Source organism: Herbaspirillum sp. Her4 (assembly GCF_057961335.1).
In genome coordinates this window covers 4,674,651-4,694,056 of record NZ_CM176330.1, presented here as the reverse complement: position 1 = coordinate 4,694,056, position 19,406 = coordinate 4,674,651, and the positions used below count along the sequence as shown (strand labels likewise).

Here is a 19,406-nt window from a genome sequence, read left to right as displayed (position 1 = left end):
CTGCGGCGTCAGGTCTTCAGCGCTTTGAGGGCGGCCTGATAGCCCCACCAGCTGGCTTCTTCAAACAGTGAAAAACCGGAGAGGTCGGCATGCGCGAAGAGGATCTTGCCGTCTGCCTGCTGCAATTTTCTCAGTCCGGCATTGCTGCGGAAACCGGGCGTGGGGATCGCCATCGCATGTGCCCGCAGCGTGATATCCACGCGCTCCACCGCAGCACCGAATTGCCAGCCATACGCCTGCTGCAAGTCTTCCATGGCCAGTGCCAGCAACTGGGCCGGCGTGGCCTGGTCCATCCAGCGCCGGGCCTGATCCGGGGCCAGATGCGTCAGCGCCACATAGGAGGTGAATACCGTCTGTTGCGGCGGATGGACGCGGATATCCTGATGGGTCGAAACGACATAGCCCAGGCCCGGTTCACGCTGGACCACGTTATCCCAGGACAGCGGTGCCTCGGGTTTTTCCTTGGGGAAGCGCTTGAGCAGGAAGTTGGCCACCAGCCACGGCGCGCGGGCCGGCAGGTGCTGCGCGGGATCGAAGCCCAGCGTGGCCATGGCCGGTGTGATGCGCGCCGCGACGAACAGCGGCATGGCGCAGACGGCCTTGCGCGCGCGCAGCAGGAAGCTGGTGGCCTGGCCATCGCGCAGGACCATGCAAAGCGCTTCGATTCCACGCGAAGTTTCTTGCAGCTGCAGCACCGTGCCGGGGCGGCGGCGCGGGCCGATGCGGCGCGCCAGTCCCTCGGCCAGCGGCTGCAAGCCACCCGGCCAGGTCAGCCAGGCGCCGTCGGCGGCATTGGCCGCCTGGCCGCTGCGGCTGCAGAAATAATGCAGGCCGGCCCAGGCCGAGACCTGGTCGTAGCGTGCGCCGTAGTCGTCACGGCAACCGTAGTTGGCCAGCCAGTGCAGGGCAGGGGAGCGATAGCCTTCCTGCTCCAGCCATTGCCGCATGGTGATGCGGTCCAGCGCCAGCCAGCGCGGGTCATCCGAGGCCTGCGCGGACGGCAGCATGAACGCGCGCCGGCCCCGGGCATCGCGGCTGGCGCGCAGGCTGTCCATGCTGCGGTTGAAACGATCCAGCTCTTCCTGTTCGCCCGGCTGCAAGGGCGGCAGCAGGCCTTCGTACCAGTGCCCGTCGACCAGCAGCCGTTCATCCGGTGCGTGCAGCAGATAGCGTTCGTCGTAATAGGGGCGCTCGGCCTGGGCGTCACGCAGGATCACGCCCAGGTCGGCGAGAATTTCGCGCACGTGCAGGCATTCCTGTGAGGGCAGCGGCAGATAGTGGGCCCCGGTCGGGCAGGCGTATTCACCGGCCTGGCCGTAGCGTGCCCCGGCGGCATTGCCGTCGGCTTCCGGGCCGTCGATCACGAGAAAATCCTGATGGCCCGAGCGTTCCAGCTTCCAGGCTGCGGTCAGGCCGGCCACTCCCGAGCCGAGGATGGCGATGTCGGTCTCGATGATCTCCGAAGGGACCGGCAGGCGGCCGGGATGCCTGGCCAGATCGCGCAGGAAGTGGCCTTCCGCGCGGCCCGGTGTGCGAATGCCGGGATCGACTTCCCGCCATTTCTGCAGGACGCCGCCCGCGCCCAGCGTGGCCGCGCCCGCCGCCACCGCTGCGCCCAGAATGAAGCTGCGCCGCTGCATCAGCGCACCACCTGATGCCAGTCCTGCTCGAAGTAGCGCACCAGCGACTGGTTGTTGAGCCGGTTGGGCTCGACCTCTACACGCGGCATGTCGGGCGGGAAGCGGAACATCTCGGCCGTGGTGGCCCCGTTGAGATAGCGCATCGGCTGCGCATAGGTGGTGGGTGCAACGTAGTCACGCTGCGGCGAAGCCAGGATGAAGCCCCATTCACCGAAGGATGGTACGTAGAGGTGATAGGGATAGGTCTTCCATTGCGCCTCGCGCAGCGTGGCGTCGATGGACCAGTAGGCATGCGGGGCGAAATAGGGCGAAGTCGCCTGCACCACGATCAGGCCATTGGCCGAGATGTGCTTCTTGAGCACGCCGTAGAACGGCACCGAGAACAGTTTGCCCAGCGCAAAGCTGGAAGGATCGGGGAAGTCGACGATGGCCAGGTCGAAGGTCTGCGTACTGTTCTGCAACCACACGGCCGCATCGGCATTGATGACCTTCACGCGCGGATCGGACAACGCGCCCTTGTTCAGCGCCACCAGTTCCGGACGTTGCCGGAAGGCTTGCGTCATCGCCGGATCGAGATCCACGAGCGTCACCTCCCGGATACCGGGATGGCGCAGGATCTCGCGCAGGGCCAGTCCGTCGCCTCCGCCCAGCACCAGCACCGACCGCGCCCAGGGCAGGGTGGCCAGGGCCGGATGCACCAGGGCTTCGTGATAGCGGTATTCGTCACGTGAAGAAAACTGCAGATTGCCATTGATGTAGAGCCGCAGATCATCCTTCCAGCGGGTGATCACCAGGCGCTGGTAGGGGGTGCTGGTGGAATAGATGACTTCATCGCCGTACATGCCGTGCTCGCCCCATTGCACCAGCCGGTCCGAGGCGGCAAAGCCGGTCCCCAGCAGGAACAGCACCAGGCAGGCCCGCAGCAACTGCCGCTGTGCCTGCTGCAGTTCGGCGCGGAAGACGTAGATGGTCCACAAGCCCACGGCCACGTTGCTCATCCCGAACAGGAAGCCGGTGCGCGTGAGGCCCAGATGCGGCGCCAGTACCAGCGGAAACAGCAGCGACACGGCCAGTGCACCCAGATAGTCGAAGGTCAGCACCGTGCTCACCAGCTCGCGGAAGGCGGTCTGGCGAGCATTGAGGGCGCGCATGACCAGCGGCACTTCCATGCCCACCAGTGCGCCGATCAGGAACACCACGCTGTAGAGCAGGATGCGAAAAGGCGCTGCCGACCACGAGAAGGAGAGAAACAGCAGCGCCGCCGAGAGGCCGCCGATCAGTCCCACCATGATCTCGATGTCCACGAAGCGCGCCAGCACGTCTTCATCCTTGACGTATTTGGAGACATGCGCGCCCACCCCCATGGCAAACAGATAGCAGCCGATGATGGTGGAGAACTGCAGCACCGAGTCCCCCAGCAGGTAGCTCGACAGTGCGCCTGCAATCAGTTCGTAGGCGAGGCCGCACGAGGCGACCACGAAAATCGACAACACCAGTATTCTGTTGATCATGAATTTTTTTATGGCTTAATATGCGGGTCTTGATGCCACCACGCGAGAATCGTTTTGCCTGCCATCCTCAACTACGCGCTTCATCTCTTGCTGGCCGCTATTCTATTGGCGGTCTTTTTCAAGGTATATACCTGGGTCACTCCTTATGATGAAGTCTTGTTGATCCGACAAGGCAACCGTGCTGCGGCGATGTCGCTGGGAGGCGCCATGGGCGGCTTCTCGCTCACCATCGCCTCCTCCATCCTGCATACCAACGATTACCAGCAATTCTTTGCCTGGGCAGCCGGTGCGCTGGTGGTGCAACTGCTGGCTTATCTGGTGACCACGCGCGGACTGCGCATTTCACGCGAACATATCGAAACCGACAATGTCGCCTTCGGTGGCCTGATGGGCACGATCTCGCTGTGCATCGGGGCCATCAATGCGGCCTGCATTTCCTGACCTCTTCGTTGTTCATCCTTCATCCCCCCGGAGTACCGCATGAATCTCGGATCATTCATCAAGAAGCAATTCATCGATGTCCTGCAATGGAATGAGGACCAGGAAGGCGTGCTGGCCTGGCGCTATCCGATGCAGGATTTTGAAATCCAGAATGGTGCCACCCTGACGGTGCGCGAATCGCAGCTCGCTGTCTTCGTCAACGAAGGGCAGGTGGCCGATATCTTCACCCCCGGCAATTACACGCTCACCACCCGCACCCTGCCGGTGCTGACCAACCTGAAGAATTGGGACAAGCTGTTCGAGTCTCCCTTCAAGTCGGATGTCTATTTCTTCAGTACCCGCCTGCAGACTGGTCGCAAGTGGGGCACGCCGCAGCCGATCACGATCCGCGACAAGGATTTCGACATGATCCGCGTGCGTGCCTTTGGCATGTACTCGTATGCCCTGTCGGATCCGCGCGTGTTCTTCTCGCGCATCAGCGGCACCCGCGAGGTGTACACCCGCGAAGACTTTGAAGACCAGCTGCAGGGCATCCTGCTCTCCACGCTGGCCAATTCCCTGGGCAATGCGCAGAGCGCCTTCCTCGACCTAGCGGCCAACCAGACCCTCATGGCCAACACGGTGCGCGACGCCATGGCCCTGAGTTTTGCGCAATACGGCCTGACGCTGGACCAGTTCAACATCGCCAGCTTCAATCTGCCGGATGACCTGCAAGTGGCGCTGGACCAGCGCATCGCGGCCGGCATGAAGGGCGGGCTGGATGCCGCCAAGGCCGCCGGTTATGCGCGCGTCCAGGCGGCCGAGGCAATTCCGATTGCGGCCGGCAACGAAGGTGGCCTGGCAGGACTGGGGGCTGGATTGGCCACGGGCGTCTCGATGGGGCAGGTCATGGCCGATGCCCTGGGGACTGGCGCAGCGGGTGCTCAGGGCCACGCCGCCGCCGCTCCTGCGGCCGCCGCCGGCCCGACACCCGCGGAGCGGCTGGGCCAGTTGAAGCAGTTGCTGGATCAAGGCCTGATCAGCGCCGCCGATTACGATGCCGCCAAAGCCGAGGTCCTGAAGAAACTGATCGGCTGAAGGTGCGCCTGCATTTTCCCCACATGCTTCCCGCCGGCAGGCGGGCCTGCGCCTGCCGGCGCTTCTCTGGTTGACTCATGCAGACAGCAAGCTGCCCCAATTGCGGGGCACCCACTGAATTCAAGTCGCTGGCCTCGGTCATGGCGGTGTGCAGCTATTGCCGCACCACCGTCTACAAGGACGGCTCGGCTGCCCACACGCTGGGGCAGGTCTCCGAGGTGCTCGACGATTATTCGCCCATCCAGATCGGCACCAGCGGATTCATCGAGGGCCAGGCGTTCACCGTGGTCGGACGCATCCAGCTGCAATATGACGGCGGCTTGTGGAACGAATGGGCCCTGCAGGTCGGCGATGGCCAGCAGGAATGGTGGCTCTCGGATGCCTCAGGGCTCTATACCGTGACCCGGCGCACCGCCGGCACGCAAACCTGGCCGCGTTTCGACGAACTCAAGCCGCTGACCCGCGTGGAGATCGGCGGCATCCCTCATGTGGTGGGCGATGTGCGGACCGCCCGTTGTACCGGCGGCCAGGGCGAACTGCCGCTGGGGCTGCGTGACGGATGGCAGGCGCGCGTAGCGGACCTGCATGTGGCGGATCGCTTCGTCACGCTGGATTTCTCCGATGAAGAAGTGCCGGTGCTGTACCAGGGCAAGAGCGTCACGCTGGAATCGCTCAAATGTGAATTCCTGCGCGACGACGATACCGTGCGCGCCGGGAGCTATCGCTATCAGGGCAAGCTGGGGTCGATGACCTGCCCCTCATGCGGCACCGCCATTCGCTTCCTGCCGCGCCAGACCGAACACCTGGTGTGCCAGTCCTGTCACAGCCAGATCGCACTGACCGGCGTCAAGGCCGAGGTGGTGGCCGCACAAGAGAAGATCGCGGCGGCCGCGCTGACGCTGGAACTGGGTACGCAGGCCACCATTGCCGGTGCCAGGTTCGAAGTCATCGGTGCCATGCGGCGTACCGATGATGACGAGCAGTGGACCGAATACCTGCTGCACAACGAGCGGCGCGGCTTTCTCTGGCTGGTCGAAGCCGACGAGGGCTGGAGTACCGCGTCGGTGCTCCAGACCTGGCCGGACATGTCGGGTGCGGATGGTGTCACGCAGGGCCGCTTGCGCCTTCCCTTGCAATACGAATTCGAGGCACGGGTCACTTATGCGGTCGGTGCCTTCAACTGGAAGGTATCCGTGGACGACGTCACGCGCGTGCTCCAGTACGGCAAAGGGAGCAAGAGCATGACGCTGGAAGTGACGGCAGAGGAAGCCACTTGGTCCGAAGCCAAGCCGGTCTCGCCCGACCAGCTCAGGGCCTGGCTGGGCAAGGAAGTCGCGTCCGAGACTGCGCGCGCTGCACCGGGCATGTCCTTCATGACCCTGGCGCACGTGATGGCGGTCCTCTTCGTGATCCTGAATTGCATTCCCATTCTTGGCTACGATCATTTCTGGAGTGGCCTCATTACCTTGACCCTGATCTACGCCCCGGCCTACAAGCTCGACGGGAATGATTTCTGATGAAGATCCTCTTCGTGCTCTACGCCTTGTTCATCATCGCGATCTCGACGCTGTACAACTGGGGCTCGACCAGCTTCTCCAGTTCGCGCTCGTCCTCCGGCAGCAGCTGGTCGTCCTCCAGTTCGGGCGGATCCTGGGGCGGCGGAGGTGGGCACAAGTGAGCGCCAACGCCTTCCCCGCCCGTGGCCAGCATCTGCTGGCCGATCTGGATGGCATCGACGCTGCGCGTCTGTGCGATCCCGTGGCGATCGAATCCCTCTTGCGGCAGGCGGCGGCTCATGCCGGGGCGACCGTGCTGCAGGGCCATTTTCATCACTTCGGGCCGCAGCAGGGCGTCACCGGCGTGCTGTTGCTGGCCGAATCCCACCTTTCCATTCATACCTGGCCGGAAGCGCGCTTTGCTGCGCTCGACATTTTCCTGTGCGGCGCATTGCAGGTGGAACAGGCGCTGGAGATCATCGTGGCGGGGCTTCAACCTGAACAGCTGCATCGCCAGCTGATCGAGCGTCAGGTACGCCTGCTGCCGATGGCGACGTGCGCCTGACATATCACGGGTATTGATCAGGGTTGCAGTAGTCACGCTGCAAACCAGGCTGGGCGCGGTTCCGGCGATGATCGACAAGGCCGGAATTTCGTTGGTCAGGCCATTTTCTTTGTCTTAAGATGCGCGCTTTTCATTCTGCCAAGCGTGAATCATGTGGACTGTCACTTGCCCGTCCTGCGAGAAGTTCGTCGAATTCCACAGCCTGGCCTCGACCATGGCGGTGTGCGTGTACTGCCGCGCCGTGGTCGACAGGCGCAATCAGAAGACCCGTGGCGCCTCCAGGGTGCCGGCCCTGGCAAAGGGCGCCGGTCCGCTGCCGATCGGCCGAACGGGCTGCTTCGAAGGGCGCGCCTTCAGCATCGTGGGACAACGCCAGTGGCGAGCTGGCGCGCGTGTCTGGAACCAGTGGTGGCTGAAGATGCAGGGCGACTCGCTGGAATGGCGCTTGCTGGAATCCGGGGGACGCTACGCCATCGTCTCCCGGGTCGATCTTGAGCAAGCCTTGCCGAGATTCGATCAACTCAAGCCACGCATGCGCGTGAAGTTATTCGACCGAAGCTGGGTGGTCAGTGCGGTGCGCGATGTAGCTTGCAGCGGTGGCGAGGGCGAATGGGCCATGACCCGGTCTGCTCGGCAGCGCGCGCGCATGGTCGATCTTGAGGCGGGCGATGGCGTCCTGATGCTGGACTATTCGCTCGGCGATACGCCCGTGCTTTATCTGGGAAAGCGGATGGCGCTGGAGGCGCTGATCAGTCTGCCTGAGCGCGCCGCACAACAGGATTCCGTTCCCTCGCACGGTGTGGCCACACATCCGTCGAGCGAGGACATCGAACTGAGTCCGATGGGATCGGCGCATACGTCGGTGGTGTGCTACCTGGTGATGACCCTGGGATTTTACTGGGCCAGCGACTTCATCTGGAGCATGCGCCAGACCTGGGTGTTCCTCCTGACCTTGGCCGCGGTGTATCTGCCTGCGCGCTTGCTCAAGGCGATGGGAGAAAAAGGGCAGGCCCAATCCGTGCTGCGAGGCTACGCGATCTATGCGGTCATCGTCACGTGCGTGGCCCTCGTCCATCAAATGATTCAGGCAGAGGAAGAGGACTACTCAGTCTCCTCAGGCAGTAGCTGGGGCGGCAGCGCGGGACACAAGTGAGCCGTCAGGGATCAGAGGCGCTGCTTCCAGTAGTCCGGCTGCGCATAGGCGTGCCGCAGAAAATCCACGAAGGCGCGAATGCGCAGCGGCAGGTGCCGACGCTGCGCGAAGACCGCATAGATGGAAGGGGCCGGGGCAGCGAATTTGTCCAGCACGGTCACCAGTTCGCCGGCCTCGATCGCCGCACCCACCTCCCACATCGAGCGCCAGGCCAGGCCACGCCCGGCCAGCGCCCAGTTGTGCAGCACCTCGCCATCATTGCAGACCATGTTGCCGCCGACCTTGTAGACGCTGACCTTGCCCGATTGCTTGAGCGTCCAGCCGCGCTGGCTGCCTTCGCTGCTCATGGCCAGGCAGTTGTGGCGCACCAGCTCATCAGGACTGGCCGGCGTGCCGTGACGGCGCAGGTAGGAGGGCGCAGCGACGATCACCCGATGGTTCTCGGCCAGCTTCACGCTCACCAGGTTGGAGTCGGTCAGGGTGGCGATGCGGATGGCGACGTCGATGCCTTCCCCGATGACGTCGGCGATGCGGTCGTTCAGGTTCAGCGTGAGGGTGACATCGCGGTGCTCGGCCAGGAAGGAGGGGACCAGCGGTGCCACGTGCTGGCGACCGAATCCGGCCGGGGCCGAGATCAGCAGTTGCCCGCTGGCGCGCGCGCTGCGTTCGGACACCGCCGATTCGGCATCTTCCAGGTCGGCCAGGATACGCTGGCAGTCTTCCAGGAAGGCCGCGCCTTCGTTGGTCAGCACGATCTTGCGCGTGGTCCGCTGCAGCAGTTTCACGCCCAGGCGCTCCTCCAGCGCATCCAGCCGCCGGCCTATCATGGCCGGGGCGATGCCCTCGGCGCGGGCGGCCGCCGACAGGCTGCCCCGGGCGGCTACCTCTGCAAAGGTCGAAATCTGCTTGAACTGGTCCATGCCTGCACTCTCCAAACGCCTGAAAACAGGCGGCAAAGCCGCGCCGGAACTGGTGCGGCGGGTTGCAGCCATTATCGGCTCACTTGTGACTAAAACGCAAAGATAAATTGATAAAAGCTTTCACTCATATCGATTTGGTTTAAATATACTGCGTACATAAAGTGTCTGATGCGATGCAAAAAGCTGCACGGTCTCAGGCACAATCATGAAAACAAGATCACCCAGTCCATTTTTCTTTTTGAGGAGTCCAGCATGACGCAACTGAAGCTGCCCACCGGCATGGAAATCTCCGGCGAGATCAAGCCGGGTTACGAGAACGTCCTGACCTTTGAAGCCCTGTCGCTGGTCGCCAAGCTCTCGCGCGCCTTCGAAGGCCGCCGCCAGGAGCTGCTGGCTGCCCGTGCCGAGCGCGTCAAGCGCCTGGACGCCGGCGAGCGCCCCGACTTCCTGAAGGAAACCGAATCCATCCGCAGCGGCGACTGGAAGATCGCTCCCATCCCCGAAGCCCTGAAGTGCCGCCGTGTGGAAATCACCGGCCCGGTCGAGCGCAAGATGGTCATCAACGCCTTCAACTCGGGCGCGGACAGCTACATGACCGACTTCGAGGATTCCAACTCCCCGGTGTGGGACAACCAGATCAGCGGCCAGATCAACCTGTACGATGCGATCCGCCGCACCATCTCGCTGGAATCGAACGGCAAGAGCTACAAGCTCAACGACAAGATCGCCACCCTGGTGGTGCGTCCGCGCGGCTGGCACCTGGATGAAAAGCACGTCACCCTGGACGGCAAGCGCATCTCCGGTGGCATCTTCGACTTCGCCCTGTTCCTGTTCCACAACGCCAAGGAGCAGCTGGCACGCGGCGCCGGTCCGTACTTCTACCTGCCCAAGATGGAATCGCACCTGGAAGCGCGTCTGTGGAACGACATCTTTGTGATGGCCCAGAATGAAATCGGCCTGCCGCAAGGCACCATCAAGGCCACCGTGCTGATCGAGACCATCACTGCCGCCTTCGAGATGGAAGAAATCCTGTACGAGCTGCGCGAGCACAGCGCGGGCTTGAATGCCGGCCGTTGGGACTACATCTTCTCCTGCATCAAGAAGTTCAAGAACGACAAGGACTTCTGCCTGGCCGATCGCGCCAAGGTCACCATGACTTCGCCCTTCATGCGCGCCTACGCCCTGCTGCTGCTGAAGACCTGCCACAAGCGCGGTGCCCCGGCCATCGGCGGCATGAGCGCGCTGATCCCGATCAAGAACGATCCGGAAAAGAACGCCATCGCCATGCAAGGCATCATCAACGACAAGCGCCGCGACGCCACCGACGGTTACGACGGCGGCTGGGTGGCTCACCCGGGCCTGGTCGAAGCTTCCATGAAGGAATTCGTGGCCGTGCTGGGCGATAAGCCCAACCAGTTCGAAAAGCAGCGTCCGGACGTCGAGGTCAAGGCGGCCGACCTGCTGAACTTCCAGCCCGAAACCCCGATCACCGAAGCCGGCCTGCGCTACAACATCAACGTCGGTATCCACTACCTGGGTGCCTGGCTGGCCGGCAACGGTTGCGTGCCCATCCACAACCTGATGGAAGATGCCGCCACCGCCGAAATCAGCCGTGCCCAGGTGTGGCAGTGGATCCGCAGCGCCAAGGGCAACCTGGAAGACGGCCGCAAGGTCACCGCCGACATGGTGCGCGCGATGATTCCGGAAGAGCTGGCCAAGGTGAAGCAAGTGGCAGGCGATGGCCCGACCTATGACCGCGCCGCCAAGATCTTTGAAGAAATGTCCACTTCCGAGACCTTCGCCGAGTTCCTGACGCTGCCGCTGTACGAAGAAATCTGATTCAGATCCGCTTCAGCGCAAATGAAAATCCCCGCCACTCGCAAGAGGGCGGGGATTTTTTTGATGCGCATCGCTTCACTTCATCAAAGCGAAGGACGAAAAAAATCCCCGACGAGTCGGGGATTTTTTTTTCAGCTTGAAAGCTTAAGCAGCCGGAACGATGTTCGAAGCTTGCTTGCCCTTCGGGCCGGTGGTCACTTCGAAGGAAACGCGTTGGTTTTCCTTCAGGGACTTGAAGCCATTCGACTGAATAGCCGAGAAGTGAGCGAACAGATCTTCGCCACCTTCATCGGGAGTGATGAAACCAAAACCCTTTGCATCGTTGAACCACTTGACGGTACCAGTTGCCATTACGGACTCCTAAATTTAATTGATTGGGGCTTGCGCCCGGCTCTTTATCGTTACTCGGGAGGAATGACAGCGAAGAACCGCACTACCAGCTCGAATCCTAACGACGCGACGATTATACTCATTAAATCGAGAATGCAAGCCATTTTCGGTACGAAACTTCCATTAAAAGTTTTAATGGCTGATTCTGGTGCTTTAGATTTCTTTCAGTGCCGGGAAATGGTGCGCAGAACCGGCTTCAATCCCTTGTCTGGTGCGGGTTTCGGCGTGTCAGTGAATGTCCTACGTGCGCTTGTCGGGAACTTTCTGACGCCGCTTTTCAGCCGTTTTGCCGGTGGATCAGCACAACCGCTTCGGTCGCAATCCCTTCTTCACGCCCCAAAAAGCCCATTTTTTCATTGGTTTTGGCCTTGATATTCACTTGCCCTTCAGAAATCCCGAGGTCGGCGGCGACGTTGGCCACCATGGACGGGATGTGCGGTGCCATCTTGGGCGCCTGGGCGATGATGGTGGCATCCACGTTGCCCACGGCGTAGCCGGCGGCGGCCAGGCGCTTGGCGGCTTCGCGCAGCAGCACGCGCGAGTCGGCTCCCTTGAATTGCGGATCGGTATCGGGGAAATGGCGGCCGATGTCACCCAGCGCGGCTGCACCGAAGAGCGCGTCGGTGATGGCGTGCAGCAGGGCGTCGGCATCCGAATGGCCCAGCAGGCCCTTTTTGTGCGGGATGGTGACGCCGCCCAGGATCAGCGGGCGGCCTTCCACCAGCGCGTGGCAGTCATAGCCCTGGCCGATGCGGAAAGGGAAGGGGGAAGAAGCGTTCATGCGTGCGGACCTTTCAGGAAGAATTCAGCCAGCGCGGCGTCCTGCGCCAGCGTGACCTTCAGATTGCGGGGGCTGCCCTCCACCAGGCGCGGACGCAAGCCCAGCATCTCGATGGCGCTGGCGTCGTCGGTGATCTCGCCCAGGCGGCCTTGTTCTTGCGCCTGATGCAAGGCGCGCTGCAGCAGGGCATAGGGAAACATCTGCGGGGTCTGTGCCGCCCACAGGCCGGCGCGCGGCACGGTCTCCTGCGAGCGGGCAGGGGCGCCGCCATCGCCGCGCTTCAAGGTGTCGACGACCGGCACCGCCAGCAAGCCACCGATTTCATCGTCTGCCAGGGCATCCAGCAGGCGATCCAGCAGCGGCGCGTCCAAACCGGGGCGGGCGGCATCATGAACCAGCACCCGGTCGGCATCGGCCACCCGGTCACGGATGGCGTTGAGGCCATTGAAGACGCTGTCCTGGCGCGTTGGCCCGCCTACCCGCAGGATGCTCACGCGTTGCAACAAATCTGGCGTCATCACGGAGTCAATCCAGCCATCCTCGGCACTGACCACCACGAAGGTATGGGCGATCCGTGGGTGGTCCGCGAAGGTCTGCAGCGCATGCAGCAGCATGGGTTTGCCTGCCAGCGGCATATATTGCTTGGGGATCTGGACGCCCATACGCGCGCCCACGCCTGCGGCGGGAATGAGCGCAAAGTGGCGGGGCGGGGAAGAAGCGGACTGCGAAGGGTTCATGCCATGCACCTGGCCCGACGCCCGCCTGGCGGCGGCTTGCGATGGGGCCTTCGTTTATAATGAGAGGCTGAATTCTAATGCCAATCCCTTGCAAGCGACCGGCATTTTGCGGCGCTGCCAGCATGGCCACCGCGGCCGGGCCTGCGCCGTTGCCTTGCTCGAATCAAGTCCAAACCAAGCCGATCCTCCCGATCCTGATGTCTTTCGACCCGAAAAAAAGCCTGCCCAAAGCAGGTGTGCGTTTCCAGCCTCCCGCCGTGCACGGTTCTGCCGATGCCTATCTGCTGGCCCAAGCCGCGCTGGCCCTCAAGGCCGAAGGCCGCATGCTGGCCGTGGTGGTGGCCGGGGCCACCGATGCCCAGCGCCTGCTGGCTGAAATCCCATGGTTCCAGCCCAAGGAAGGCGAGCGCCTGCGTTGCCACCTGCTGCCGGACTGGGAAACGCTGCCCTATGACGCCTTCTCGCCGCACCAGGACCTGGTCTCCGAACGCCTGGCCACGCTCTATGAAGTGCAGTCCGGCCAGTGCGACCTGCTGATCGTGCCGGCCACCACAGCCTTGCTGCGCATGGCGCCGCCGCAGTTCCTGGCGGCCTATACCTTCTTCTTCAAGCAGGGCGAAAAGCTCGATGAGGGCAAGCTCAAGTCCCAGCTCACCCTGGCCGGTTACACCCACGTGGGCCAGGTCATGTCGCCGGGCGAATATTCAGTGCGCGGCGGGCTGATCGACATCTTCCCCATGGGCTCGGTGCTGCCCTATCGCCTGGACCTGTTCGGCGACACCATCGAGACCATCCGCACCTTCGACGCCGATACCCAGCGCTCGCTCTATCCGGTGCCCGAAGTCCGCCTGCTGCCGGGCCGCGAATTCCCCATGGACGAGGCCTCGCGCTTGGCCTTCCGCAATCGCTGGCGCGAGGTGTTCGAGGGCGATCCGTCGCGCTCGGCCATCTACAAGGACATCGGCAACGGCATCGCCTCGGCGGGCATCGAATACTACCTGCCGCTGTTCTTCGAAGAGACGGCCACGCTGTTCCAGTACCTGCCAGCCAATGCCATGTTCGCCACCGTCGGCGACATCGAACAAGCCATCAAGCGCTTTTGGAGCGATACCCGCTCGCGTTGGACTTTCCTTCACGCCGACCGCGAGCGCCCGGTGCTGGAGCCGCGCGCCCTCTACCTGGACGACGAAGATTTCTTCACCCTGCTGAAACCCCACGCCCGCTGGGTGCTCAAGACCGATGATGCGCCTTCGGCCATCTCGGCGCCGCTGCCCAATATCGCCGTGAACCGCCGTGCGGAAGACCCGCTGGTCAACCTGCGCAGCTTCCTGCTCAAGGGGGCCGAGCGTGTGCTGATCTGTGCCGAAAGCAATGGCCGGCGTGAAACCCTGCAGCAGTACTTTGCCGAATACGACCTGCATCCGGCGCTGTGCGATGACTGGAATGATTTCCTCTCCGGCAATGAGCCGCTGATGCTGGGCGTGGCCCCATTGCATGCCGGCTTCGTCACTGCCGGCGGCCTGGCGCTCATCACCGAGACCGAGCTGTACGCCGGCAGCGGCCGCCGCGTCGGTAGCCGCAAACAGCAGGCCGCCACCGATGTGGAATACATGGTGCGCGACCTGTCGGAGTTGAAGATCGGCGACCCGGTGGTCCACAGCAGCCACGGCATCGGCCGCTACATGGGCCTGGTCAGCATGGACCTGGGGGAGGGCGAGACCGAGTTCCTGCATCTGGAATACGCCAAGGAGACCAAGCTCTACGTTCCGGTGTCGCAACTGCACGTGATTTCGCGCTACTCCGGTGCATCGCCGGAAGATGCACCGCTGCACGCACTGGGCTCCGGCCAGTGGGAAAAGGCCAAGCGCAAGGCCGCCCAGCAGGTGCGCGATACGGCCGCCGAACTGCTGAACCTGTACGCCCGCCGCGCGCTGCGCCAGGGCCATGCCTTCCAGTATTCGGCGCATGACTATGAAGCCTTCGCCGACAGTTTCGGTTTTGAGGAAACCGCCGACCAGGCCGCCGCCATCAATGCCGTCATCAAGGACATGACCGGCGGCAAGCCCATGGACCGCCTCATCTGCGGCGACGTCGGCTTCGGCAAGACCGAAGTGGCCCTGCGCGCCGCCTTCGTGGCGGTGATGGGCGGCAAGCAGGTCGCCATTCTCGCGCCGACCACGCTGCTGGCCGAACAGCATGCCGCCACCTTCGCCGACCGCTTCGCCAACTGGCCGGTCAAGATTGCCGAACTGTCGCGCTTCCGCACCGGCAAGGAAGTCACGCAAGCCATCAAGGGCCTGGGCGATGGCACCATCGATATCGTCATCGGTACTCACAAGCTGCTCTCCGATGAAGTGAAGTTCTCGCGCCTGGGCCTGGTCATCATCGATGAAGAACACCGTTTTGGCGTACGCCAGAAGGAAGCCCTGAAATCGCTGCGCGCCGAGGTCGATGTGCTCACGCTGACCGCCACGCCGATCCCGCGTACGCTGGGCATGGCGCTGGAAGGCCTGCGCGATTTCTCGGTGATCGCCACCGCGCCGCAGAAACGCCTGGCCATCAAGACTTTCGTGCGCGCCGAGCAGGAATCGACCATCCGCGAAGCCTGCCTGCGCGAGTTGAAACGCGGCGGCCAGGTCTACTTCCTGCACAACGAAGTGGAAACCATCGCCAACCGCAAGGCCGCGCTGGAACAGCTCTTGCCGGAAGCGCGCATCGGTATCGCGCACGGGCAAATGCACGAACGCGACCTGGAGAAGGTGATGCGCGACTTCGTGGCGCAGCGCTTCAACATCCTGCTCTGTACCACCATCATCGAGACCGGCATTGACGTGCCGACTGCCAACACCATCATCATGCATCGCGCCGACAAGTTCGGCCTGGCGCAGCTGCACCAGTTGCGCGGCCGCGTCGGCCGTTCGCACCACCAGGCCTATGCCTATCTGCTGGTGCAGGATGTGCAGGGCTTGTCCAAGCAGGCGCAGCGCCGGCTGGAGGCGATCCAGCAGATGGAGGAACTGGGCAGCGGCTTCTATCTCGCCATGCACGATTTGGAAATTCGTGGTGCCGGCGAGGTGCTGGGCGACCATCAGTCGGGCGAGATCCACGAGATCGGTTTCCAGATGTATTCGGACATGTTGAACGAAGCCGTGCGCGCCCTGAAGGATGGACGCGAACCCGACCTTGCCGCACCGCTGTCGACCACCACCGAGATCAACCTGCATGCGCCCGCATTGCTGCCCAACGACTTTTGCGGCGATGTGCATGAGCGCCTGTCGCTCTACAAGCGCTTCGCCAACTGCGAGAAGGCCGACGCCATCGACGCATTGCAGGAAGAACTGATCGATCGCTTCGGCAAGCTGCCCGATGCCGCCAAGGCCCTGATCGAAACGCACCGCCTGCGCATTGCCGCCAAGCCGCTGGGCATCATCAAGATCGATGCCCATTCCGAAGCGGCGCTGCTGCAGTTCGTTCCCAACCCGCCGATCGACGCCATGCGCATCATCGAGCTGGTGCAGAAGAATCGCCAGGTCAAACTGAATGGCCCCGACAAGCTGCGCATCACGGCCAACATGCCGGACCTGAATGCCCGCGTGCAGCAGGTCAAGGCGACCATGAAAGCACTCACCGGTTGAGTGCTTTTCTGGCCGCGCTACAACGAATCCCATCGCACCCATGAATCAACAGAACAACATGAACCTGATCCTGCAAGCCCCCAAGCAACACGCCGTGCCGTCTTCCGCCATCGAGTCCATCGCTGCCCTGGCCGGTGGCCGCGCCGAGCGCATTGCAGACGACCGCGTACCGGATGCCGATGCTTGGCGTGTGGCTGGCGTGAGCCAGAGCGATGCGCTCAAGGCCAGCATCGATGCGGCTTGCCTGCAGGCGCGCCTGGACTATGCCTTCATCGACGAGGGCCGCAAGCTGTCCGATTTCCGCCTGGTGGCCATGGACATGGATTCCACCCTCATCACCATCGAATGCATCGACGAGATCGCCGACATGCAGGGGTTGAAACCGCAGGTGGCCGAGATCACCGAAGCCGCCATGCGCGGCGAGATCGAGTTCAACGAAAGCCTGACCCGCCGTGTGGCATTGCTCAAGGGGCTGGACGCAGGCGCGTTGCAGCGTGTCTACGATGAGCGCCTGCAATTGTCGTTGGGCGCGGAAAACATGCTCAAGGCAGTGCAGGCCGCCGGCCTCAAGACGCTGCTGGTCTCAGGCGGATTCACCTTCTTCACCGACCGCATGAAAGCACGCCTGAAACTGGACTACACCCACGCCAACACGCTGGAAGTGGCCGACGGCAAGCTCACCGGCAAGGTGGTCGGCGGCATCGTCAATGCCGACGAGAAACGGGCGACAGTGGAACGCATCTGCCGCGAGATCGGTGCCGAACCAAGCCAGGCCATCGTCATGGGCGATGGCGCCAATGACCTGCGCATGATGGGCATCTCGGGCCTGTCGGTGGCCTTCCGCGCCAAGCCGGTGGTGCGTGCCCAGGCCAGCGTGGGCTTGAATTTTGTGGGCTTGGACGGCATCTTGAACCTGCTGGCCTGACGTCGGGGCCGGCTTCCCCCTCATTTCAGGAGACGCGATGAACCAGGAACTGGTATTCGACCCACAGACCCAGACCGGCCGTGACCTGGTCTGGTGGCTCTACCTGGCGCATGCCGCCTGCCTGGTGTTTTCGCTGGGCATGCTGTCGTGGCTGCCCCTGATCGTCAATTACCTCAAGCGCGGCGACGTGCGCGATACCTTCCTTTACACCCACCATCGCTGGCAGATCCGTTCCTTCTGGTGGTACCTGTTCTGGCTGTTCGCCGGCGGCGTGCTGTGGGCGACGGTGATCGGAATCCCGGTGGCGATTCTGGTGTTCTCGCTGGCCTGGATCTGGAAAGCCTACCGCCTCATCAAGGGCTTCCTCGACCTGCAGGACAACAAGCCCATGCCGGTGTGATCCCGCCGATCGGCTGACGCACTCAAACGGCACCTTCGGGTGCCGTTTTTATTTCCTTCGGGCAAAGAATCATTGCGCAAGGGATAATAGTGATATTGAAAGATTTCAATGATAATCTCGAAGTATTACTAGGCCGCACTAATCCGCAACCGATCGCACTAGATGGCCCGGGTTAGCCACAGGCGAACTTTCGTTCATGCGCACCTCACGAAGGCGCGCCAGGGCGGGGTGCTCATTCCAAAGGGGGAAAACTGCGCATGAAGAACTGGACGATCAAGCAACGCATCCTCGGGAGCTTCGGGCTCATCCTGCTGCTGATGGCACTGATGGCCGGGATTTCGGCGGTCAACCTTGGCCACATCGAGAAGGGGGCGACGGCGCTGCGCAACGACTCCACCCCCGGTCTCTACTACAGCACCCAGATCAACGCTGCGTGGTACGAAAACCTGCTGATGACCCAGCAGATCATTCAGATCGATGCCAATGATGCCGAGCGCCAGGCTGACCTGGCACTGCTGCGCCGCAACGCCGAACGCCTCGACCGCTTGCAGGAAGATTACGACAAGACCATCTTCAGCGATGCTGACCGCAAGCTCTTCGAGCAATTCAAGGAGACGCGGCAGAAGTACCGTGCCGTCGTCAGCGAGGTGCTGAAGATGGACTTCAGCCAGCGCGCCCCGATCGACAAGATCGTCAACGAGCAGATTCGTCCGCAATGGCGTACCGGCTATCAACTGACGCAGCGCATGGTCGAGACCAACAAGGGCATCGCCGACGACGCCGCCCAGCGCATCGGCGATGCCGTCAACTCGGCCCAGTTCACCCTGATGAGCGCGCTGATGGCAGCGCTGCTGGTGGCGCTGGTGTGCGGCTTCTTCCTGATGCGCGCCATCAACGAGCCGCTGCAGAAGCTCATGGGCCTGCTCGACATCATGCGCTCGGGCGATTTCTCGCGCCGCGTGGCGCTGGACCGCAAGGATGAGTTTGGCGTGCTGGGCAACGGCTTCGACCGCATGACCGATGAGCTGACCGCGCTGGTTTCGCAGGCGCAGAAGTCCTCGGCACGCGTGGCGACGTCGGTCACCGAGATCGCCGCCACGGCCCGCCAGCAACAGGCCACCGCCGCCGAAACGGCCGCCACCACCACCGAGATCGGCGCGACCTCGCGCGAGATTCACGCAACCTCGCGTGACCTGGTGCGCACCATGAATGAAGTGTCGGTAGTCTCTGAACAGACTTCGGCGCTGGCCGGCAGCGGCCAGGCGGGCCTGACCCGCATGGGCGACACCATGCAGAACGTGATGGATGCGGCCGGTTCGGTCAGCGCCAAGCTGGCCATCCTCAACGAGAAGGCGGGCAACATCAACCAGGTCGTGACCACCATCACCAAGGTGGCCGACCAGACCAACCTGCTGTCGCTGAACGCCGCCATCGAGGCCGAGAAGGCCGGCGAACATGGCCGCGGCTTCTCGGTGGTGGCCACCGAAATCCGCCGCCTGGCCGACCAGACTGCCGTGGCGACCTACGACATCGAAGTCATGGTCAAGGAAATTCAGTCGGCCGTGGCAGCCGGCGTGATGGGCATGGACAAGTTCTCCGACCAGGTGCGGCGCGGCATGCAGGATGTGCAGACCGCCGGCAGCCAGCTGTCGCAGATCATTGCCCAGGTGCAGGCACTCGCACCGCGCTTCCAGATCGTCAACGAAGGCATGCAGGCCCAGGCCAGCAGCGCCGAGCAGATCAACCAGGCGCTGGTGCAGCTCTCCGAAGCGGCCCAGCAGACCGTGGAGTCGCTGCAGCAATCGAGCCAGGCCATCGACGAACTGAACGTGGTCTCCAATGAATTGCGCAATGGCGTCTCGCGCTTCAAGGTGACGGACTGAGCGCCGCACCTGT

Annotated in this window: 17 protein-coding genes; 11 read left to right on the top strand and 6 right to left on the bottom strand. The window is 63.0% G+C overall.

Features of this window, described 5'->3' with window-relative positions:
* Positions 1–8: 8 nt before the first annotated feature.
* Both ACWFUC_RS21175 and ACWFUC_RS21170 read right to left on the bottom strand, forming a co-directional pair.
* The gene (locus tag ACWFUC_RS21175) at positions 9–1,640 is read right to left on the bottom strand and encodes an FAD-dependent oxidoreductase (RefSeq protein ID WP_489623195.1); all 1,632 of its coding nucleotides are present in this window, start codon (positions 1,638–1,640) and stop codon (positions 9–11) included.
* Positions 1,640–3,151, bottom strand: coding sequence for a polyamine aminopropyltransferase (locus tag ACWFUC_RS21170; protein WP_209535384.1), 1,512 nt, complete (start codon positions 3,149–3,151; stop codon positions 1,640–1,642). The genes ACWFUC_RS21175 and ACWFUC_RS21170 overlap by 1 nt, the downstream gene beginning before the upstream one ends.
* A gap of 54 nt (positions 3,152–3,205) precedes the next feature.
* Between ACWFUC_RS21170 and ACWFUC_RS21165 the strand changes: the two genes are divergently transcribed.
* From ACWFUC_RS21165 to ACWFUC_RS21140, 6 genes are all read left to right on the top strand, one after another.
* Complete coding sequence (locus tag ACWFUC_RS21165) at positions 3,206–3,592, top strand: DUF350 domain-containing protein (protein ID WP_039785084.1); 387 nt, start codon at positions 3,206–3,208, stop codon at positions 3,590–3,592.
* Between the two features lie 39 nt (positions 3,593–3,631).
* Positions 3,632–4,669: an SPFH domain-containing protein gene (locus ACWFUC_RS21160; RefSeq protein ID WP_034335119.1), complete on the top strand. Its 1,038-nt coding sequence runs from the start codon at positions 3,632–3,634 to the stop codon at positions 4,667–4,669.
* 77 nt (positions 4,670–4,746) lie between these two features.
* Positions 4,747–6,186, top strand: coding sequence for a DUF4178 domain-containing protein (locus tag ACWFUC_RS21155; RefSeq protein ID WP_489623194.1), 1,440 nt, complete (start codon positions 4,747–4,749; stop codon positions 6,184–6,186).
* On the top strand, positions 6,186–6,347 hold the full coding sequence (locus ACWFUC_RS21150; RefSeq protein ID WP_157845714.1) for a hypothetical protein: 162 nt from the start codon (positions 6,186–6,188) through the stop codon (positions 6,345–6,347). Before ACWFUC_RS21155 ends, ACWFUC_RS21150 begins: the two co-directional genes overlap by 1 nt.
* Positions 6,344–6,730 (top strand): adenosylmethionine decarboxylase, encoded by a 387-nt coding sequence (gene speD, locus ACWFUC_RS21145; protein ID WP_121041987.1) that lies wholly within the window; start codon positions 6,344–6,346, stop codon positions 6,728–6,730. Before ACWFUC_RS21150 ends, speD begins: the two co-directional genes overlap by 4 nt.
* 151 nt (positions 6,731–6,881) lie before the next feature.
* The gene (locus ACWFUC_RS21140; protein WP_489623193.1) at positions 6,882–7,883 is read left to right on the top strand and encodes a hypothetical protein; all 1,002 of its coding nucleotides are present in this window, start codon (positions 6,882–6,884) and stop codon (positions 7,881–7,883) included.
* Between the two features lie 11 nt (positions 7,884–7,894).
* On the opposite strand, the gene ACWFUC_RS21135 is transcribed toward ACWFUC_RS21140, so the two are convergent.
* Positions 7,895–8,803 carry a LysR family transcriptional regulator gene (locus ACWFUC_RS21135; RefSeq protein WP_121041985.1) on the bottom strand — a complete coding sequence of 303 codons (909 nt, stop codon included), beginning with the start codon at positions 8,801–8,803 and terminating at the stop codon, positions 7,895–7,897.
* Positions 8,804–9,055: 252 nt separating this feature from the next.
* Here ACWFUC_RS21135 and aceB point away from each other — a divergent pair, with 252 nt between their 5' ends.
* On the top strand, positions 9,056–10,642 hold the full coding sequence (aceB, locus tag ACWFUC_RS21130) for a malate synthase A (protein WP_134222805.1): 1,587 nt from the start codon (positions 9,056–9,058) through the stop codon (positions 10,640–10,642).
* 144 nt (positions 10,643–10,786) lie between these two features.
* Here the strand turns inward: aceB and ACWFUC_RS21125 are convergent, their stop codons facing one another.
* The 3 genes from ACWFUC_RS21125 to ispD all read right to left on the bottom strand — a co-directional run bounded on the left by ACWFUC_RS21125 (position 10,787) and on the right by ispD (position 12,550).
* Positions 10,787–10,993, bottom strand: coding sequence for a cold-shock protein (locus tag ACWFUC_RS21125; RefSeq protein WP_006464465.1), 207 nt, complete (start codon positions 10,991–10,993; stop codon positions 10,787–10,789).
* Between the two features lie 316 nt (positions 10,994–11,309).
* On the bottom strand, positions 11,310–11,813 hold the full coding sequence (gene ispF, locus ACWFUC_RS21120; protein WP_039785097.1) for a 2-C-methyl-D-erythritol 2,4-cyclodiphosphate synthase: 504 nt from the start codon (positions 11,811–11,813) through the stop codon (positions 11,310–11,312).
* Complete coding sequence (gene ispD / locus ACWFUC_RS21115; protein WP_489623192.1) at positions 11,810–12,550, bottom strand: 2-C-methyl-D-erythritol 4-phosphate cytidylyltransferase; 741 nt, start codon at positions 12,548–12,550, stop codon at positions 11,810–11,812. Before ispD ends, ispF begins: the two co-directional genes overlap by 4 nt.
* 197 nt (positions 12,551–12,747) lie before the next feature.
* Here ispD and mfd point away from each other — a divergent pair, with 197 nt between their 5' ends.
* The 4 genes from mfd (at position 12,748) to ACWFUC_RS21095 (ending at position 19,393) form a co-directional block, all read left to right on the top strand.
* Positions 12,748–16,185 carry a transcription-repair coupling factor gene (gene mfd / locus ACWFUC_RS21110; RefSeq protein WP_489623191.1) on the top strand — a complete coding sequence of 1,146 codons (3,438 nt, stop codon included), beginning with the start codon at positions 12,748–12,750 and terminating at the stop codon, positions 16,183–16,185.
* Positions 16,186–16,225: 40 nt separating this feature from the next.
* A complete protein-coding gene (gene serB / locus ACWFUC_RS21105) occupies positions 16,226–17,110 on the top strand; it encodes a phosphoserine phosphatase SerB (protein WP_310159116.1) in 885 nt (294 codons plus the stop codon).
* A gap of 37 nt (positions 17,111–17,147) precedes the next feature.
* Complete coding sequence (locus ACWFUC_RS21100) at positions 17,148–17,510, top strand: DUF4870 family protein (RefSeq protein WP_034337781.1); 363 nt, start codon at positions 17,148–17,150, stop codon at positions 17,508–17,510.
* 257 nt (positions 17,511–17,767) lie between these two features.
* Entirely contained in the window at positions 17,768–19,393 is a 1,626-nt protein-coding gene (locus ACWFUC_RS21095; protein WP_121041977.1) for a methyl-accepting chemotaxis protein, read from the top strand.
* Positions 19,394–19,406: the final 13 nt, after the last annotated feature.

Coding starts and splice junctions, on each gene's coding strand:
- ispF (WP_039785097.1), bottom strand. CDS start 11,813: ATGAACGCTTCTTCCCCCTTCCCTTTCCGCATCGGCCAGGGCTATGAC.
- mfd (WP_489623191.1), top strand. CDS start 12,748: ATGTCTTTCGACCCGAAAAAAAGCCTGCCCAAAGCAGGTGTGCGTTTC.
- ACWFUC_RS21155 (WP_489623194.1), top strand. CDS start 4,747: ATGCAGACAGCAAGCTGCCCCAATTGCGGGGCACCCACTGAATTCAAG.
- ACWFUC_RS21135 (WP_121041985.1), bottom strand. CDS start 8,803: ATGGACCAGTTCAAGCAGATTTCGACCTTTGCAGAGGTAGCCGCCCGG.
- ACWFUC_RS21125 (WP_006464465.1), bottom strand. CDS start 10,993: ATGGCAACTGGTACCGTCAAGTGGTTCAACGATGCAAAGGGTTTTGGT.
- ACWFUC_RS21175 (WP_489623195.1), bottom strand. CDS start 1,640: ATGCAGCGGCGCAGCTTCATTCTGGGCGCAGCGGTGGCGGCGGGCGCG.
- ACWFUC_RS21100 (WP_034337781.1), top strand. CDS start 17,148: ATGAACCAGGAACTGGTATTCGACCCACAGACCCAGACCGGCCGTGAC.
- ispD (WP_489623192.1), bottom strand. CDS start 12,550: ATGAACCCTTCGCAGTCCGCTTCTTCCCCGCCCCGCCACTTTGCGCTC.
- ACWFUC_RS21160 (WP_034335119.1), top strand. CDS start 3,632: ATGAATCTCGGATCATTCATCAAGAAGCAATTCATCGATGTCCTGCAA.
- ACWFUC_RS21170 (WP_209535384.1), bottom strand. CDS start 3,151: ATGATCAACAGAATACTGGTGTTGTCGATTTTCGTGGTCGCCTCGTGC.
- aceB (WP_134222805.1), top strand. CDS start 9,056: ATGACGCAACTGAAGCTGCCCACCGGCATGGAAATCTCCGGCGAGATC.
- ACWFUC_RS21150 (WP_157845714.1), top strand. CDS start 6,186: ATGAAGATCCTCTTCGTGCTCTACGCCTTGTTCATCATCGCGATCTCG.
- serB (WP_310159116.1), top strand. CDS start 16,226: ATGAATCAACAGAACAACATGAACCTGATCCTGCAAGCCCCCAAGCAA.
- ACWFUC_RS21095 (WP_121041977.1), top strand. CDS start 17,768: ATGAAGAACTGGACGATCAAGCAACGCATCCTCGGGAGCTTCGGGCTC.
- ACWFUC_RS21140 (WP_489623193.1), top strand. CDS start 6,882: ATGTGGACTGTCACTTGCCCGTCCTGCGAGAAGTTCGTCGAATTCCAC.